This is a genomic window from Marinomonas rhodophyticola, from assembly GCF_026113935.1.
Lineage (GTDB): Bacteria > Pseudomonadota > Gammaproteobacteria > Pseudomonadales > Marinomonadaceae > Marinomonas > Marinomonas rhodophyticola.
Genome location: NZ_JAPEUL010000007.1, coordinates 739,533 through 757,975, shown reverse-complemented (window position 1 = coordinate 757,975; position 18,443 = coordinate 739,533). Strand labels below are relative to the sequence as shown.

Below are 18,443 nucleotides of genomic sequence, written 5' to 3'. Positions count from 1 at the left end.
CCGTTCAGTTGGTTCGAGGTGCTGAGGCTCATGGACTATCAAACACCACATTCCGCACATCAGCAGGATAACGAATAGTTAAAGGAGATTCTAATTATGAGTAATGTAGCACCTGTTTGGCCAGGCCCTAGGCTGTTAGTTCCAATGGCATGCGATGTGTTGTTATTTGGTCTCCCCGATCAACAATCCGTAGGAGATTGGGCAAATACTCAGACGAACTATCAAAACCTATATATGGGAGCCGATGCGGTACCACTACCTTTTAGTACAACGAACCGCCCTGCGCCAGGCGCTCACTTAATGTGGACGCTCCCCAGTACACTCCGCCATGGTACACAAAGTACTATCACTGGAGAGGTGGATTTTCCACTAGCACCAAACCGTTGGTTGGTCATGCGTATTGCCTACCCCAATAACGCTTCTGCACCTACTCTAACCGCTGCCGTTATCAATTCGGACGTGCTTAGTACATTTGACCCTAATTTGTCTCAGTACCCAGACGGGTCAGGCGCGGCTCCATCTACAATTGGCCAATTTCAGAGTTTGGAAGCTTGGACAGCACCACTCAATAGCGGCGGAGATTTCCTCAAGGCACTGGTACCCGGAAATATAAGCTGGTCAGCGGGCTACGATAACATAAAGAACGTTTTTTCTTTTCACGACGACCTACCAAATCAGGCCGGAAACTATGCGTATGTTGTCGCAGGTTGGTACTCAGCCCCTACCTCTGATCCAGCCTACGCCTTACCAACCGACAATGAGGATGACTGGCAAGACGCATTAGACAAACTAGATTGGAGTATCGGTACTGGTCTCAATGAGGTCACTGATGCCATACAAGCATGGTCTGAGTTTGCCAATGTGTGGGGAATCAACTCTGGGACGCCTAGCTCTAGCCTTCCAGAGCAATTGCAAAATGCCGCCAAAGCTTGGGCCACTTGGCGCAACACAAACGGTATCAGCGAAGCACAACCAAATTTAGCGAAGCAACTAATCTGTCATTCCCTGATCGCAACCATTAATTGGCAAGGAAAAGACATTGCATACGGTACAGGAGTACTTGGGGAGGAATCAAATACCCTACTATTGCTATGGGTAATACCGGAGCTGAGGCCATTGCTGCCTATATGGCGAATCTGGTTGTAAATACCTATCAGCAACAGCCAGACAATATTCCTATTATTGAAAAAGCAATTGAAGCGTTCCAACTCGGCATCCTAAACCAACTCACGACAGATGTGGTTGGAACAGAAGCCCTATTGCAACAAGCAAGATTTAATAGCGTCTCTGGCGGTTCAGTATGGACTGTGGTTTCAGAATCAAACAGCGATGGACTCAGTAGTTCGGACACCCAAGTAGTGGTATTAACGGAATCACAAACGGAATCGCTTACGCAACTCAATACACTACAGCAAGAATATAACGAAAAGAACCGAATTCTTGAGTCTCAACGGGGAGAACTGGGAGCGGTTATTTTCAAAGCCAACCACCTAGACCGAAGCTCACCAAATTGGCTAACACCTGACATTTCTGCCGCACTGGATGTTATGGCTCAGGCGGTGTCATCATCTGCATTGGATCTATCTGACCTTACCGATAAAATAAAGCTTCAAAAGGATTCGTTAGTCTCTGAACTTGGAGGCGACTTTATTCTTAAACCCGTATCCGAATCGCCCTTTTTTCAACCTAATAATCCTGTGGTTCTCGTGGCTGGCGCTGATATCGATACAAAATGGTCCGCTCCGGGCACCTACGGTGGCGAAGACACGCTACGAGTGAGAGTAACAGGCCAAACCATAACGGGGCTGGAATTGACTTTCACGATCAATTCAGAAGAAAACACAGCAACATTAGAAGCCAGCGATATTTTCGCCATCAACCAAGTAATATTACCACTAAAAGACAGTGGCTCACCCACTTCGGTATTAGCTGGTTTACCAAAGGAAATAAGTAGTTTTATTCTGGAAGGTATTTTACTCGATCCCTCAAGTGCCTTGTTTCTAGCAACACTTTGGTTTCAAAAAGTAAACCATACACCCTCACAAGACGAACTGAATAAACTAACGAATGACATAAAATCAATGCAAACGTCTCTCTGGTCAGAGCCAGGTGGATTAAATGAGCTTTTAGTACAAACCACAACCGGATTCGAAGGCATTGTTCCTTCCGCCGCAGCGGTCAGTTTAAGAAGCGCACAACCTTGGACTCCGGTTTTCGTCGACTGGCAAGTCCGCTGGATACCAAACGCTTCAAGCACTTCCCCTTATCTGACCAGTTAGAAGGCTGGGAGCTGAGCGAAATTGATTATTTATATAAGGACACATTTGAGTTAGATAATCCTTCGAATAACGCCTTAAATTTCGTCGGTCGTTCAATTATAAATGCCGAGGCGGCGCAAACTCTGCAAGCACAATTTTCAAGCTTTAAAGACAACCCAGACTATGATGATTTACCTGATTACATTCGTGACGATCTGGAGTTAGTCGCTGATTTAGTGGGTGGCATTGATATGGTCGCACAATCTTTGAGCGGGTTTAGTGAACAACTAACAACCCGACTGATGAATATGATGCAACCCTATGCACTTGCTTCTTCTAAGCTTCCGGTTACACAGGAACAAATCGATTTAATCGGTTCTGGACCTTGGAACTTCCAGCCCAACACAGGAACCGCACCCAATACCAAACCCATTTCTGATGCAGGGTCTTTACCTTTCTTTCCTGTTCGCGCAGGCCATATTCAATTAATGAAACTGTGGGTAGTCGACTCCTACGGCCAAATACTCGTTGGGCAAAATCCACAAAAAGAACCAGATCCTATTGACATGCTCGTCTCTCAGAGCATGGTTACAAAAGGTTCTGGAAATGAAAGCGTTGCACAGTTACCACCACGAATTATTCAGCCCACACGCACAGAGACTCAACTTCGTTAACGCAAAGAACGATGGAGAACTGACTAACTCATCTGTACTTACCTCGCCAATCTGCGGCTGGATTATGCCAAATCATCTTGATGACTCGCTTATTGTCTTTGATGCCGAAGGGATAAACCAAGGATCCATCATTGCTATTGAAGGGATCGAACAATACAACGGGGTTAAGGTGGGATCAGCCCGTTGGATCTGATGCTCCCTTAGGTTCCTCGCCATGCCTTATCCAACTCCCATTTACAAGGTTTCGTGACCAGTCTATTAAACTTTGGAACTGTCAGTAGCTCAGCTTACGGAGATTTACTTAATATTATCGACTCGGCATTATGGGCAAACGACGCTGTAGGCAGTGTTTCCACTACGGGCAATCTATCTGTTTTACTAGGTAAACCCCTCGCTCTTGTCCGCGCCAAAGTGCAATTCAGCCTACATGGCAGACCTTTATACAATCAATCTCGGGCAAACACTGGGCAATATTATGTCGGAAGTAATGGAAACACCCCAATTTACGACCCTCAACAAACGCCAATCAATCAATTTAACTTCAATATCCGTATTGGAGATCTAGGTTTTCAGACCAACGGTGTCATCGGCTATTTTATTGGCAATCAATACGACACTATATATTCAGCCCATGCTTACACTCCGACTAGCGGTATTAGAGCGGGACTAAGAGTACACCCGATGTCTGGGCAAAGTATTCCTAAAATTCTGGATATGACCTCTACGCCAGATTCAGCATACGTCACCACCAATTATTTGATCGAAATAGCACCGGATGCCGAAGATTTGTACATTACGCTGCTGGTTGATCCAACCAAAGAAATCCCTCTCATTATGGGAAGTCAACCTGCAATTACTATCGGACTGTCATCAAGTCAATACATCAGTGCACTCAATAGGATGGAAGCAAGTTTCAGGGTAGGCCCTATTTTAACAAATCCGGCTTCGATTCAAATGCCATTACCGGCAGAAATTCGTGGCAAGTGGGGATGGGCTGCACGTACAGACGTCACCGAATGGACAACATCTGACAATGTGGGAAGCCAAAATGGCATTGCCACTCTATCTGATTTGCCTCCGACATTAAGTGAAGGCTGGCTTACTTTATCTCCGAAGAATCTTGGTGGTAACTCCAATTAGTCTCCATTAAAAAGGAATCAAACAATGAACACTTTACTGACGTACCTAATTGAACCACAACAGGTTTTTATCGCAACCACGACAAACCTAACACTGACCATTAGCAATCCGATTACTTCTCCTGCTTTGTTATTCGAAGGGGGAAGAGATCCCTCTTCTATAGAAATTACCATCCCCGTAGGTCAAAACGATAACGATTTGACAACGGCGGATACCTTTACGGCATCAACCAATACAACTGGGTTTAGTGTTTCAAAAATCAGTGGTAAATATCAGGTTACATCGAGTGTTGCGTCGGGAACAACACTGAACCCAGGTCAAAGTATTCTTGTCACCTTTACGAATGTCAGTGTCTCAGGTACGGCTGCATCAACATCGATTGAGATTGAAGAATTCATTACCTCATTATCAGCAAGCACATCCATTCCGGTGAATAAAGTAAAAGAGGAACTCGGTATTTATGCATGGATTGATCCCCTAACAATCGGAGAAAGTGCCACTAGCACACTATGGTGGCAGACGACCGGAGGCGAAACGGTTACCGTGGCAGGCTCTTCATCACAACCATTTCCAGACAGTTTTCCGGTATCCGGTAAACCACCCCATACCGAAAGCTATACCATTGACGCTCCCATAGGCCAGAACGCTCAGACAACCTATACTTTGCAAGTATTCGCAACTGGTAAAGCACCGCAGAAAGCGACGGCGACCTTGACAAAGCATATTCCTGCCATTACCTCTTTCGAGTTAGCTGAAGAAACTCAAGAAGGAGGCATGAACATTGGCCCAACAGAATCAAACAATTTAGCTTGGACCAGCCTGTTCGCCACAGCAGCTTATTGGACTGGTCCTTTAGGTCGCTCACAATGGTATACCAATCCAACCAAATCTCAGTTCCCATCAATCACCCCTGGTCTAGATGTATATAACGCAGCAAATGATAAGAGTAAGCTTCCTGGAACAGCTGAATACAGCCTAACCTTGACAGGTTACGACCCGACGAATAAAGGCCATAGCTTCAGTACATCCATAACACTTGATATCCAAGAAGTTCAACTCGCTTACTTCAAATACGCCAATAATGACGATGGACAACTATCAGGCATCATACACAAAACCATTCCCGACAACTGGCTAGGTTCTCAATATGTTTTCGAACATGATGGTTCTGCCGTATTAACCATTTATCAACCTGGTGGCAATAATAGTATTTACTATTTGGGAGGAGCCGATACATCTCATCCTCAGATTCAATACTTCGGACAGCAAAAAAACACGTCAACCATCAGCTGGGTTACTGCAAACCTTGTCTCTCTCACGTTAAACGGGAAAGACATGAGTGCCATAGACCATGGGCAGTACGAAGCACCTTCTGCCGGTACCTACACGCTGGTAGGAGCCGCGAGTGATGGCACCAAAGTACAAAGTATTTTGTATGTGATTATCTAACCAAGTAACAATCTGCTAACCATTAATCAATCAAACGCCTCCCTATGCGTTATTCAGGGAGGCGGTTTCATTCTAATTCAAAAATATATAGGCCGATAAACTATAACAACCGAAGCTTATTTTGGATCGGTAACACAAGCCTCAGTACATTACGAATCAAAAAATGAAGTACGTGATGGGTTTTTCCTGGCAGCCGATTAAGCCAAGAAACATTTTGATAAAGCAACTGTAGCATAGAGGTTGCCAACACATTGACACAGATAGACTGCTTTTTATGCGCAAACTCTGGACGAATAACATCAATAATAAACACCAGCCGTCTTTCATCTGAATGATTCCACGCTGTATGGCGATGTGCGTCGCAAAATAAGAGTAATTCCCCCTCCTTCCAACCACGAATTTCATCACCTACTTGAAAACCACAATCAGGTAAACCTTTTGGAATCGATAATCCGATATGAACTTTTACATGAGCATTCGTATCCCCCTGGTGCGGGTTAATGTTCGCCCCTGGTTCAAGAATACTCAAATTCCCACCCGTTAAATTTGGTATGGATTCTAATATTGCTGTGGTTTTTGGGCACCTACGACAATTTTTATGAATACGCCAATTCCAAAAAAAGAAGCCCGTTGTTTTCCAATGTTTTGGCGGAAAAACAAGATTTTTACTAAAATACGGTTTAAGTTTTTCTGGATGTTCTTGGAGTAATGCTAACATTTCATCTCGAATAATGTGCCAATTATCCTTCAGTGTTTGCGTCCACTCAAAATCCTTTTCGTCAAAGAAAAAGGGATCATCACTTATATATCGACCGCCATATATTTCATACCAAATTGCCTGATTTGCTTTGCTCATATATGGGTTTCCTCTCGACGCTCGGATATCAACTGTTTAACACATTGGATCACATCATTTTTCGCCTCACCTCGAATGAACATATGATCCCCTTCAAATAACTCAATAACTGGCAATTTTGTCGTCATCTCCCGCCAATGTTTCATGGATTCAGGTGGTGCCCACTCATCATCGCGTCCAACAAATAAATGAATACGTTCATTAAGTGGGCTATGATCTAAGATTTCCACGCTTTCGGAGAGCTGCATATCAGCCCTCAAAGTGGGAATGAGCGCTTTTTGTAAATCTTCACTCCAACCGCCCCGTGGTACAATACCGAACCGATTAGACAATGCCTCAAGTAATTCATTATCAGGTAGCCTATGCAGACCTTCGCTTTTCCGATACTGAGAGGGTACACTGCCAGATATCACAATTGGTTCAGGAAGTGGCAGCCCCAAGCTTTGCAGCTTTCTAGCGACCTCAAAACACAACAACCCACCTAAACTATGTCCAAAAAAGCCAAATGGTTTGCCAATATAAGGTTTTAACTCTTCAACAATCGCATCCACTATATCTGGCATTTGCGTCATTGATGGCTCAGATATCCGATTTTCGCGTCCTGGTAATTCCAATGGGATAATATCTACCTCAGCGTTCATCATGGATCGCCATTCAGCAAAAACCGATGCACCACCGCCTGCGTAAGGAAAACAAAACAACCTAAAGCCCTTGTCGTTTACATTTGGCACATTAAAAAAACGAGAAGACAAAATCTGTTCAGCTTCTCCTTCTGTCGTTTCAGAGCCACAATCCATTAACGAATACAGATAGTCCGCTAATTTGCCTATCGTTGGGTAGTTATAGACGGCCATCGCTGAAATATCGATTCCCAAGTGGGTTTCTAAACGCGCGCACAATGCCATCGCCGTTAACGAGTCCATTCCCATAAAATTAAAACGCGTGTTGTCATCAAATTGCTTATCAGAGGCATGATGCAATACCGAACTGAGATGCGTTTTAATGATCTTAAGCAGCTCTTCCCGCGCTTGTTCTTTAGTAAGATTAGAGAAATTTGCTAGGTTAGGTAAAGATGATACTAAGGCACTTTCCACAGTAATCTTTTCAAACATGGAAGGAGAAAGTGAAAAATTAGCAAAAGACTGAAAACGTTTCCAGTTGAAGCTCGCCACCACAGCCTGAGGCTGGTTATTGACAATTAAACGTTCCATAAACGCGAGTGCTTGATCAGGTGCTATTAGGTTGAGTCCCAACATTTCAAGTAATTTCGTTTCTTCTTCTTTCGCACTCATCCCCACATCAGACCAAGGTCCCCAATCAATACACACCGCTTTTCTTCCTTGCTGATGCCTTAGCTGAGCCAAAGCATCAAGAAAGTAATTCGAAGCCGTATAGTGAGCAAGGTTAACAGACCCCCAGAGCGCCGAGACGGATGAAAATAAAACAAATAGATCAACATCATCTTTTATCGTCAACTGGTGAAGATTCCATGCTGCTGATACTTTAATGGCCATCGAGTCGAGTAGCTTTTGTCGATCAACGTCAATGGTCTTCGCTACCCAATTCACCCCTGCCGCGTGAAGCACCCTTTTATCGGTCTAACACTTCTGATTTGCTGTATAACCTCGGATACCTTTTGATGATCCCGAATATCGCAAGCGATCGATTCTACATTCGCGCCTGCCTGTCTTAATTGCTCAACCTTATCCAACACATTCAAATCGGCCTCATATGTGCCTGAAACAAAGCTAATGTGATCTTCTATATCAAGCAGTGAACGACGTCCTAATAGATAAATGTGTTTTGCACCCTTTTCAACCAACCAAGCAGCACAAGCTAAACCAATCCCTCCCAGCCCACCGGTGATAATATAGGCTGATTCACTATCAGCAACGTAAGGCAAATGGTTGTTTAATGGCAGTGTTTCAAGTACTTGCACATAACGAATCCCCTTCCTAAAGGCGACCTGAGCCTCGTCAATCCCACCCTCCATTTGCTCGATCAACAGGGTAAGTTGCTGTTCATCCGCCAATTTTTCCTCGATATCTATCAAGCCACCTCTTAATTCTGGGTGTTCCAAGTAAGCGGTTTTCATTAACCCCCAAATAGGCGCTTGTGCCACTGACACGTCTGCACATTCAACTTCGGTTGTAGACTCATTCACGGCAACCGCATTTTGTGTCACAACCCATAAAGAGGTTCTTAAAGCTACTTTGTTGATTCCTTTGATCAGCGCAAGCAAGCCAGATACGCCAACGCCCGCATGATCCTGTTCTAAACTGTTAGTAGAGGTTTGTGTGCTGATTGTTAAATCCATTGCTCCTAAGTAAACGACGCGCCAATTTGTGACATTGTAGCGTGCCAGTTTATTAATAATTCGATTTAAGGTTTTTGCATATTCCTCCGAATCACAAAGATCCCACATCGATATAGTTGAAGCACTACCCCAGTTTAAAAACCACAGTATGTCTCGCCATAAGCTATTTTCTTTACCCGCTACGATACAAAACACAGGCTTATTTTGAGATTCAAGGAGCCTTTGTAAACGCCTTGCATAACCTCGACCATGTCCGATAATAATCCAACCAGTTGATTTAGTCGCAGGTTTAACCATTTCTGCAAGCGGCCGTGGTTGCCAAACTATGTCATAGATATCTGGTAAAGTATTTTCAACACTGGCTTCAATCGTTGCGATTTCGTTTTCCGGAACGTCATCAAACCAGTAACGTTTTCGGTTAAACGGATGCTCGGGGAGATCACATGGAGAAGATTCAGTCGCCTCGTAAATTCGATTCCAATCTAATGACACACCTGCCAAATATAATTGACCAAGCGCTTGCAGAATGGTTGAAAGACCTAAAGAATCATCATTAAGTGACTGACACAATACGGTATGTTTCGAGACATTCCGGTTATGTTTAACACAGGTTGTGAGTGTTTTTCCGGGGCCTATCTCAATAAAAATAGCTGATGACGTATCCTTGAGTATTTGATCTATTGCGGTATCAAATTGCACACATTCTCTTAAATGTTGCCGCCAGTAAGAAGCACTCGGAGCCATAAGCATTGACTTACCCGTGACGCTTGAAATAAGAGGTAACACTGGGGCTTTGTAGTCTATTTCTGCGGCAACCTGTTCGAACTCATCCAAAATAGGATCCATCATTCGGCTATGAAATGCGTGAACAACGTTTAGCCTGCCACTATTGATATGTCTTGTTTTCAGTATCTCTTCCAATGCGTATATTGATGTCATTGGGCCTGACACTATGGTTATGGACTCTCCATTTATGGCAGCAATGTCCAATTCTAAAGCATCCAAATCAACACTTGTGCGAAGATCCTCGTATCCAGCAAGCACACTCAGCATGCCGCCATGTCCAGGGGCATGCATCATAAGTCGCCCTCGGACGATAACAAGAGACATGGTTTCTTCAACTGTCATACAGCCCGCCAGACAGGCGGCTGTTATTTCTCCCAAACTGTGCCCTAACAACACTTTGGGTATGATTCCCCACGATATCCACAGTTGTGCCAATGCGTATTCAACCGCAAACAAAGCCGGTTGCGCATATTCATCGAGCTCTGTGAGGCCATTGCTACCTGGCTCCTGTTCGTCGCAAAAGACTAACTCCACCAGTGACCTTTGTTGTTTCCGTTCAAAAGCATCCGCACATAAATCAAATGCGTCTTTAAAAACCGAAAAGTTGCGGTATAAGTACTTTCCCATACTTGCAAAATGACCAGACTGCCCACTAAATAAAAATACGGCTTCTGGTGACATAGCAGCAAGATGACTTACTGCTGTGTCTTTAATATCAAGGTTGGATAATGCTTGTCTAAATTCAAATTGGGACGATGCTACGACAGAAGCACGATATCGGAAATGGGAACGACGAGTCGCCGCTACCTGACATAGCTGTTTTAACGAGAAAAATCTTCGCTCAGCTAACAGCGTTTTCCACTGATTTGTGACGCTATCCATCGCTTCCAATGTGTTGGCTGAAATGGGCAAAATACAATGATAATTGCCACTCTCTTGCCCATGAGAACTTGGCTCATGGCAAGTGCTCCCTTCCTCCAAAAGCATGTGCACAAGAGCACCACCAAAACCAAAAGAACTAATGGCCGCCAACCTCGCGGAATCAGCTTTTTGCCAATCGGTTTCAGTGGTCGGGATATAAAAACGACTTTGTGATAAGTCGATATCAGAATTCAGCTCATTAAGATGAATTTGTTTTGGAATCTTTTTATGCTGCATGGCTAAGATCAGTTTGATCAAACCAGCAACACCTGCCGCCGCCTCTAAATGGCCAATGTTTGCTTTTACTGATCCAACATAACACCTTTTTTAGTATCAAGACCGTAAACAGCATTGAGCTGTTCCATCTCGACCGGATCACCTACCTTGGTACCCGTTCCATGTGCCTCAATATAAGTCACATCAGAAGGGTCTACCTGTGCTTTTTTAAAGTATTTAATAGCAACTGCTTTTGAGCATCTGGATTTGGCGAGGTAATACCATTACTACGGCCATCTTGCCCTTGCCATGATCCTAAAATCCAAGCGAGGATAGAATCTCTATTTTCCAAAGCCAGTTCGGATCGTCGAAGCACGACCATACCGCAACCTTCAGATCGAACATAACCGTTTGCAGAGTTATCAAACGTTTTACAGCGTCCATCATCCGCCATCATGCCAAATTGCGATAAAAGAATGGTTGCATCTGGTGCCAACATTAAGTTTATACCGCCTGCAATCGCAGTCTCGCATTCGCCATCTAAAATACTTTTAACGGCGGCATGAATGGCCGTTAAAGAAGAAGAGCACGCCGTATCCACGGCCACACTTGGCCCTCTCAAATCAAACACATAACTGATTCTATTAGCCGCAATGCTATAGGCATTCCCTAAACCAGAATAGGCGTTGAAGTCGATAAAGTCTGGGTCTTTTTTACACTTTAAACGTAAATAATCGCCATTGGATATACCGACAAATACGCCCGTATTACTGCCTTTTAATTGCTCTTTCGTAATGCCAGCATGTTCAAATGCTCGCCATGATGTTTCTAATAGTATTCTCTGTTGAGGATCCATTTCCGCGGCTTCATGTGGGGAAATCGAAAAGAACTGAGGGTCGAACTGATCCACATCGTCTATAAACCCTCCCCAACGAGTATTCATTTTTCCCGCTTGAGCAACTTCACTATAATATTGATCAACGTCCCAACGATCCGCTGGCACTTCACTAATCGCATCCCGACCTTCACTTAACAACGCCCAAAATTCATCCAGACTATTAGCGGATCCGGGAAACCGACATGCCATACCCACAATAGGCACTCGATTGTTCATGTTTGGTATTTTTCTTTGCTGACTATTCGATTGCTCCGCAAGAGCATCATGGTATTTATTGGCTAAAAAATCTTTCTTACATTGGCTTCTGGATATTTTTCCACTCGTGGTTCGGGCAATAGTTCCAGGGTTAACGAACACCACATGACTGACCTGTATGGCATGATTGTCAGCGATTTTTGACGCTATTAACTCACGCCGTATTGTCTGCTCGTCGCTCGTTGTACCTCTATTACGACTTTCACGGATCACCACAAGCTGCTCATGCCCTTTTCGCTCAACCGAAAAACAGGCTACTTCATGATGAACAGGGCCTGGATCCGCCATCAAAACCGTCTTCTCAATATCCTGAGGGTAGTGGTTCACACCACGAATAATGATCAAATCTTTACTTCTTCCAGTGAGATACAAACGATTATCTTTAAAAAAACCTAAGTCACCAGTACATAGGTAGCCCTCGTTTTCAGCGCCACGTAGCTTACGGTTAAATGTTTGATGACTCGCAACGTCATTTTGATAATACCCATCACCTATTGACCGCCCCCTTAGCCAGATTTCACCAATCGCATCCTCTGTACATTCGATAAGCGTTTCTGGATTGACAATTTTGACATCAAAATCTGATGAGTTAATCCAATATCCAAATATGGGTTTACCGCGCAGCTCTTCGTTCAATACAGAAACTTGATTTTTTGCTAATGCATCAACATCCAGCATTAATACATTACGCTCGTTTGTGCCTCCGACAAACAAGGTGACTTCAGCCAGTCCATAACAAGGCAACCAACTGGCTGAATCAAAACCATGTCGACTAAAACACTCAGATGCATTGTTTAATACTTCTGCAGGTATATGATCCGAGCCAACATAGGCATTTTTCCAACTGCTTAAATCCAGGTCAGTATTTTCTTTTAGCTTAGAAGCACACAACTGGTAGGCAAACGCAGGCCCACCACTCGTATTGGCTTTGTATTTATCGATTGAGCGAAGCCACAAAAGCGGATCACGTAAAAATTTAGAAGGGGGAATAAGGACACTACTCCCTCCCTCAAATAAGGGTTGTAGCACATGCCCAACTAGTCCCATATCATGGTGCAGTGGAAGCCAACTTAACGTAACCGTTGACTCAGAATGATTAAATGCCCGCTTAATAGAAGCTAGATTTTCCAGAACATTTCGATGTGATAAAACAACACCTCGTGGTGCACCGCTAGAACCCGATGTAAATTGCAGATAAGCGGTATCTTTTGCTTCAATATTGGGAGCTATAAAAGTGGGCGAATTGCCACTGTTTGTACTATCCAAATCCAATAACTGTACGTTGAAATCGAGATTAGCAAACAAAGAAAAGTCTGATGAACGCAACAATAACGTCTTCGCTCCAGTGACATCTAATGCTCCTAGTACACGCTCAAAACTCACTCTATCTTTGGTGCTTTTAGGAAGGGGAAGTGGAACCGCAATGACATTAGACACAATGCATGCAAGAAAACTTGTGACAAACTCAAGGCAAGTTGGAAACACTAACAAGGCTATCCGATTACTGCCGATCTCACTGTGTAAAATAGAAGCTTTTTGTAGCACTAATTTATTTAGCTGATCATAACTAATCGCTGTAGATTCATTATTGTCGGAGATAAAAGTAAATGCAACTTTTTCTCCCCCACTTTTGAGTCTGGTTAATATCATGGAAGATAAGTTGTAGGTTGCATTATCCATATTTTTACAAACTCTTATATCCGTAGCATGAATTCTGCCATTTCTTTAAGCACTACAGATCTCATAGCCTAGCGAGAAATGACACACTGACTACCGTTATAGAAAACAGATATCCAATAAGCAATTACACCTAGTTACACTACCTTCACCTATTAACCTTAATATAGAAGATACTTTCAATAATTATATTTCTTTAAAATAACAAACCCTCAAAGACTTTACTAATTATTGATATAGCTTTATTAAGCATAATGAATGAAAATTAAAAACTTCACACAATATAGTGTAATTTATAAAGTAAGCTGAAATATGATATATCAACTCATCAATGGCGGACATTCACTTAGATATAAAACGAAATAGATTTCTGATAAGTACCTATAAAAAAACAATACTATACGATTTTAAACATCATTTAAATCGTATTAAAAAAAACCTATTCTCAGATCCCAATAAAGGTATTACCACTTGCTCCGAAATCACTAGTAGTTAAATTAGGGGCAAATAATACTTGTCCAGCGGGAATACCAAAATTGACAATACTCTGGGCAGCAGCCACGTAATTGGCATCGGATGGATTTGGAAATGTGTATACTACGAGAATTGAAGCAAGCGGTGGATTACCGAGCGCTGCAACGGCCGTATTAATCGCGTTATTACTCACCGTACCAGACAAGGCATGATAAACATAAGTTCCTAAATGAGCATCAGGATCCGTACTGGAAAATAATACCGCTGCACAAGCTAGTAACGGAATCGCAATGCTGTGATTCGCAGTCCCGTCGAAAGGAACGAATAACCCTGTTGCTTGGGGAATCGTCGTAGAAAGACCGCCACCTGTAAGCCTAGGAATTGGCCCTCCACCTTTCGTTATCCCCAATTGCAACATTCCACTAACAGACATGCCCTGCTGATAAACGCCATTGTAAACGTAGTTAATCATGGTTTCACCTTATTTGAAATTTACTGATTATAATTGTGAAGCACGACACCAACTGGGTTATAACGACTAGACATGTAAACATTGTCATTATTATTATGACTCTTGCATATAGGAAAAATATAGGCTGTACCACCTTTTGCAACACTTTTGGCGCTCTGCCCAGGAATAACATGGCCACCGACAAAGTCCGTCGTATTACAATTGAACGGTGTATGACCGTCTGCATAATTAAATGAAGAACAGTGAGTTGTGCCATATCCATTATTGCAGGCATCGGCCCATAGTCTAATCCAGCTACTATATCCTTGGGGCTTAGGATCGCTAGTGGAGCCAATGATATTAGCAAAGGCATAATTCAGAGACCAGGTAATAGTACCGTAATAGGTTGATTCTACAATACTTTGTACTTCTAACAGATCATCCAATGAAGGTTGTTCCACATCTGCTTTTTCAGGTGCAAACATGGCTTTATAATCTTGGAAGTTATAGGGATTCACAACAGGAGCAGAACCGGTTTGAATCACTCCTTGCACCCCTGCATCCAACAACTGATTTACAAGTGTATCAATAACTTGTCGAATAGTTGTTTGATACATTTGCTTAACCGTAGGATTGCTATCGATAAAGTTCGTCCACATGTTAGGAGTAGCTTCGGTGGTATCAAAACGCTTGCTATTATACTGACTGGTCATCTTAGTATGTTGTTCAAGGCAAGTATGAATAACCAGTTGCTCTCCACTAGTTGCATCAGGCCCACAAATAGTAATATACCCAGTTGATGAGTCATAACTATATGGAATGGATATATGACCATATACTTTATAGTGAAAAAACGAACCAATTACCGCAGGCACACTCGTAAACAAATGCTTACCAGTGGTTAACTCTAATTCAATAGTTGTATTATATTTACCCTGTCTCAAGGGGCCATGATTTATTGCATTAAAAATAGAGAGATCAAATTTCACTTTTTTTGGGTCTTCATTCATAGTATATCTCCAACTTCATACCTGTCTGTATTCTATTATCAATTTTCAGGTGTTTTTTAAGAACTAAGAACAATAAATAAATTTTTAAAATAGATACCTGTAATATAAAGGCTCTTCTGAGGCTTCATCATTTTTAGCTATAAAAAATAAAGTACTGGCTTAAACAAAAAAGTTATATTACACATCGTTACACGAACGCTTTAGATGTCTTTGAAAAACGACTATGAAAGTAAGTGGTACGCAGTGGTTATTTGGCGTGAATGCACTCTAGAGAAGGCGTGAACAAACCTTTTTGTCTCAGCATGTAGACAAAACCTGTTATTCGAGGCGATTACCGAATGTGATAGGCTTATTCGTACCTTCCCTAGTAACGTATAGCTATCACACCAATACAAACCTGAAAGAAATTGGGGCTAACTTACTCATTAATAATTTGATTGAGCTAACTGTATGTAGCAAATAGGATAGTAAAAATTACAGTTGTCGTTCAAAAACTAAATATTTTGACTCATTTGCAACAATTCTATTAAAACTTGTGGCACAAATTTGCGTTGTGTGGTGATGGCGTAAAAGTGTTCGTAAGCATCGGGTAGGCGTTGATATTCTTCCAGCAATCCTTGTCGAATTTCGTCTTTCACAACGACCGGTGGTAGCACGGCTAAGGCACCGCTGTCCCTCGCGAGAAGACGCAGCATCGCCATGTCATCGGCTTCAGCTTTGACATCAGGCTGATACTGCCATGTGGCACAAAGCAGGTTAAACGCCGTTCGGATTTCGGTGTTTTTCCCTGGTAGTATCCAATGAGCCGATTCATACCCTTGCGGAAACGGTGTGTGTATCTTACTTTCTTTCGGGCCAACAATAGCGAGCGGCTGACGGGAAACTTGTTGCACAATCCAAGGCGCGTCTTTTGTTTCGGCACTAACAGGACGATTGGTCAGTACAAGGTCCAATTCATGATTGGTTAGGCCATTTAGCAGGTCACTCATGCCACGAGCGGTCAATGAAAAGCTCACCTCAGGTTTGGCCAGCAGTGGGCTGACAAAGTGCTCAACGAAGTTTCTCGATAACGTTGGCAATACCCCAATGGACAAATGCTGAGTTTCAGCAAGGATGCCTTTGTTTAAGAAAGATTCCAGCTCTTCCCCTTTATTAAAAATATCATCAGCATAAGCCAAAACCCGTCGCCCCATGTCGGTCAAAATAAGGCGACGGCCACTGCGTTCAAATAAGGCGACATCCATATTATGCTCAAGTTGTTTAATCTGCAGTGAAAGCGCCGATTGCGAAATGTGCAGCTCCTTAGCAACCTGAGTAAGATTGCCCGCGACGGCGATGCGCCAAAAATAATACAAATGGTGGTAATTGAGTCGGCTCATAATCATTCTGTAAAAGTGAACGTTTAGTTATTTTATATATATTTTTTTAATCAATCCAGTTCTGACATACTTGCCACCAGTTAATTAAGGGGCCAGCTATGAGCACGTTGTTATCTTCCATTTTTTTCATCTGTATACCCATCAGCTTGGTATTGGCAGGCTGGTTAGTCGGTCGCAAACCAACCCAAAGCCAAGGTCGTCGTCTTATTTTTTTGAATATTCTTATCATAGGGCTTTTTGCGGCTGGTGTACTGGCCCATTGGCTATTGCCATCACCCCTGCCAACCCAGCAATACCTTAGTACTTCAAACCTTAGCCTGATTATGCTGGCGCTGGTGCTCTTTATGGGCACCATATTAATGACCTTTTCACGCAACTACATGGCGACGGAACCAAGATTAAACGTGTATTGGCGCTGGTTATTGCTCACGTTAGCTGCGGTTTCTTTGGTGGTGATGAGTAACCATTTAATACTCTTCTGGTTGGGTTGGGTGTGCATCAGTCTGGCGCTGCACAAGCTGCTCACCTTTTATCCAGAACGCCCACGGGCCGCGCTGGCGGCACATAAAAAGTTCTTATTAGCTCGAACAGCTGAATTGTGTTTATTGGTCGCTTTTATTTGTCTATATCAAGCCCACAACACCTTTTTCATCCATGAATTGGTGGACACTTTTAACCTCCAAGCAAGTAATACCGCTCTGTCGCTAAGCACGAATGAACACGTCGCCGCTGTCTTAATCGCCATCGTGGCACTAATTAAGTGTGCGCAACTGCCTGTCCACGGTTGGTTAATCCAGGTGGTTGAAGCGCCTACGCCGGTAAGCGCGTTATTACACGCAGGTGTGATTAACCTAGGCGGCTTCTTATTAATACTCTTTGGTACTTTACTACTCCAAGTCGCCACGGCGCAGTGGTTAGTGCTCATTGTCGCGGGACTAACAACAGTCATCAGCGCCCTTATTATGACCACCAGAATCAGCTTAAAAGTGCGTTTGGCATGGTCGACCAGTGCACAAATGGGCTTAATGTTATTGGAATGCGCACTAGGATTGTTTGAACTGGCCCTACTGCATTTGCTGACTCACTCAGTTTACAAAGCGCACGCTTTCTTAAACTCAGGTAATGCCATCCATGACGACCTTCAGCGTCGTCTTGCTCCGGCAAAAGCCCCATCCGCTGGGGATTGGTTAGTCGCGGCCATGCTCTCAGCTTGTCTTGTAGCTGGTGCGGCGTACGTGATTCATTACCAAGGCGTTTGGAGTGCTTGGGTATTATTTGGGTTAGCGTTGACCATGTTAATCGCCCAACGTCATAGCCAGCAACGCAAAGCCAGCCTAATGTCTGCTATCGGCTTAACCCTAATACTGTTGACCATTTACAGCACCATGAAAGCCTTCTTTGGCCTTGTATTGCCAATCAACTCAATGTTGCGTATGCCTGCGTTAAGCTTGGCTGATTTCTGGGTTATGGGGCTATTTATCAGTTTATTTATCTTGAGTTGGTTGCTGCGTTATCAAGCACAACGACCGTCAGTGCAACATTTATCGATGGCGCTGTTTGCGGGTTTGTACCTTGATGAATGGTTAACTCGCCTGACATTAAAAGTGTGGCCATTGCGTTTACCCACGCGCGTTAACAGCAAAACCTTAACACAACAAACGTCCATTAAGTAAACACGTCAT

The 18,443-nt window shown here is 43.2% G+C and carries 13 protein-coding genes and 1 pseudogene; 7 read left to right on the top strand and 7 right to left on the bottom strand.

The features are described from left to right. Positions 1 to 96: 96 nt before the first annotated feature. The 6 genes from ONZ52_RS12425 (at position 97) to ONZ52_RS12400 (ending at position 5,521) form a co-directional block, all read left to right on the top strand. Positions 97 to 1,146 carry a hypothetical protein gene (locus ONZ52_RS12425; protein ID WP_265218953.1) on the top strand — a complete coding sequence of 350 codons (1,050 nt, stop codon included), beginning with the start codon at positions 97 to 99 and terminating at the stop codon, positions 1,144 to 1,146. Beyond that, positions 1,092 to 2,279: a hypothetical protein gene (locus tag ONZ52_RS12420; protein WP_265218951.1), complete on the top strand. Its 1,188-nt coding sequence runs from the start codon at positions 1,092 to 1,094 to the stop codon at positions 2,277 to 2,279. Before ONZ52_RS12425 ends, ONZ52_RS12420 begins: the two co-directional genes overlap by 55 nt. Further along, positions 2,201 to 2,932, top strand: a complete 732-nt coding sequence (locus ONZ52_RS12415) for a hypothetical protein (RefSeq protein WP_265218950.1) — start codon at positions 2,201 to 2,203, stop codon at positions 2,930 to 2,932. The genes ONZ52_RS12420 and ONZ52_RS12415 overlap by 79 nt, the downstream gene beginning before the upstream one ends. 64 nt (positions 2,933 to 2,996) lie before the next feature. Continuing rightward, positions 2,997 to 3,125, top strand: a complete 129-nt coding sequence (locus tag ONZ52_RS12410; RefSeq protein ID WP_265218949.1) for a hypothetical protein — start codon at positions 2,997 to 2,999, stop codon at positions 3,123 to 3,125. Positions 3,126 to 3,178: 53 nt separating this feature from the next. Next, a complete protein-coding gene (locus tag ONZ52_RS12405; RefSeq protein ID WP_265218948.1) occupies positions 3,179 to 4,072 on the top strand; it encodes a hypothetical protein in 894 nt (297 codons plus the stop codon). 24 nt (positions 4,073 to 4,096) lie between these two features. Next, complete coding sequence (locus tag ONZ52_RS12400; RefSeq protein ID WP_265218947.1) at positions 4,097 to 5,521, top strand: hypothetical protein; 1,425 nt, start codon at positions 4,097 to 4,099, stop codon at positions 5,519 to 5,521. A 100-nt stretch (positions 5,522 to 5,621) separates the two neighbouring features. Here the strand turns inward: ONZ52_RS12400 and ONZ52_RS12395 are convergent, their stop codons facing one another. The 7 genes and pseudogenes from ONZ52_RS12395 to ONZ52_RS12360 all read right to left on the bottom strand — a co-directional run bounded on the left by ONZ52_RS12395 (position 5,622) and on the right by ONZ52_RS12360 (position 16,761). Further along, positions 5,622 to 6,377, bottom strand: coding sequence for an aspartyl/asparaginyl beta-hydroxylase domain-containing protein (locus ONZ52_RS12395; RefSeq protein WP_265218945.1), 756 nt, complete (start codon positions 6,375 to 6,377; stop codon positions 5,622 to 5,624). Continuing rightward, positions 6,374 to 10,723 (bottom strand): annotated as a pseudogene (locus ONZ52_RS12385) (thioesterase domain-containing protein). Before ONZ52_RS12385 ends, ONZ52_RS12395 begins: the two are co-directional and overlap by 4 nt. Then, the gene (locus ONZ52_RS12380) at positions 10,704 to 10,820 is read right to left on the bottom strand and encodes a hypothetical protein (RefSeq protein ID WP_265218944.1); all 117 of its coding nucleotides are present in this window, start codon (positions 10,818 to 10,820) and stop codon (positions 10,704 to 10,706) included. The pseudogene ONZ52_RS12385 and the gene ONZ52_RS12380 overlap by 20 nt, the downstream one beginning before the upstream one ends. Positions 10,821 to 10,831: 11 nt before the next feature. Continuing rightward, the gene (locus tag ONZ52_RS12375) at positions 10,832 to 13,450 is read right to left on the bottom strand and encodes a beta-ketoacyl synthase N-terminal-like domain-containing protein (RefSeq protein ID WP_265218942.1); all 2,619 of its coding nucleotides are present in this window, start codon (positions 13,448 to 13,450) and stop codon (positions 10,832 to 10,834) included. Between the two features lie 442 nt (positions 13,451 to 13,892). Continuing rightward, on the bottom strand, positions 13,893 to 14,393 hold the full coding sequence (locus ONZ52_RS12370) for a hypothetical protein (RefSeq protein WP_265218941.1): 501 nt from the start codon (positions 14,391 to 14,393) through the stop codon (positions 13,893 to 13,895). A 20-nt stretch (positions 14,394 to 14,413) separates the two neighbouring features. Continuing rightward, positions 14,414 to 15,382, bottom strand: a complete 969-nt coding sequence (locus tag ONZ52_RS12365) for a hypothetical protein (protein WP_265218940.1) — start codon at positions 15,380 to 15,382, stop codon at positions 14,414 to 14,416. A 494-nt stretch (positions 15,383 to 15,876) separates the two neighbouring features. After that, positions 15,877 to 16,761 carry a LysR family transcriptional regulator gene (locus ONZ52_RS12360; protein ID WP_265218938.1) on the bottom strand — a complete coding sequence of 295 codons (885 nt, stop codon included), beginning with the start codon at positions 16,759 to 16,761 and terminating at the stop codon, positions 15,877 to 15,879. A 98-nt stretch (positions 16,762 to 16,859) separates the two neighbouring features. Here ONZ52_RS12360 and ONZ52_RS12355 point away from each other — a divergent pair, with 98 nt between their 5' ends. Further along, entirely contained in the window at positions 16,860 to 18,434 is a 1,575-nt protein-coding gene (locus ONZ52_RS12355) for an NADH-quinone oxidoreductase subunit L (protein ID WP_265218936.1), read from the top strand. Positions 18,435 to 18,443 lie beyond the last annotated feature (9 nt).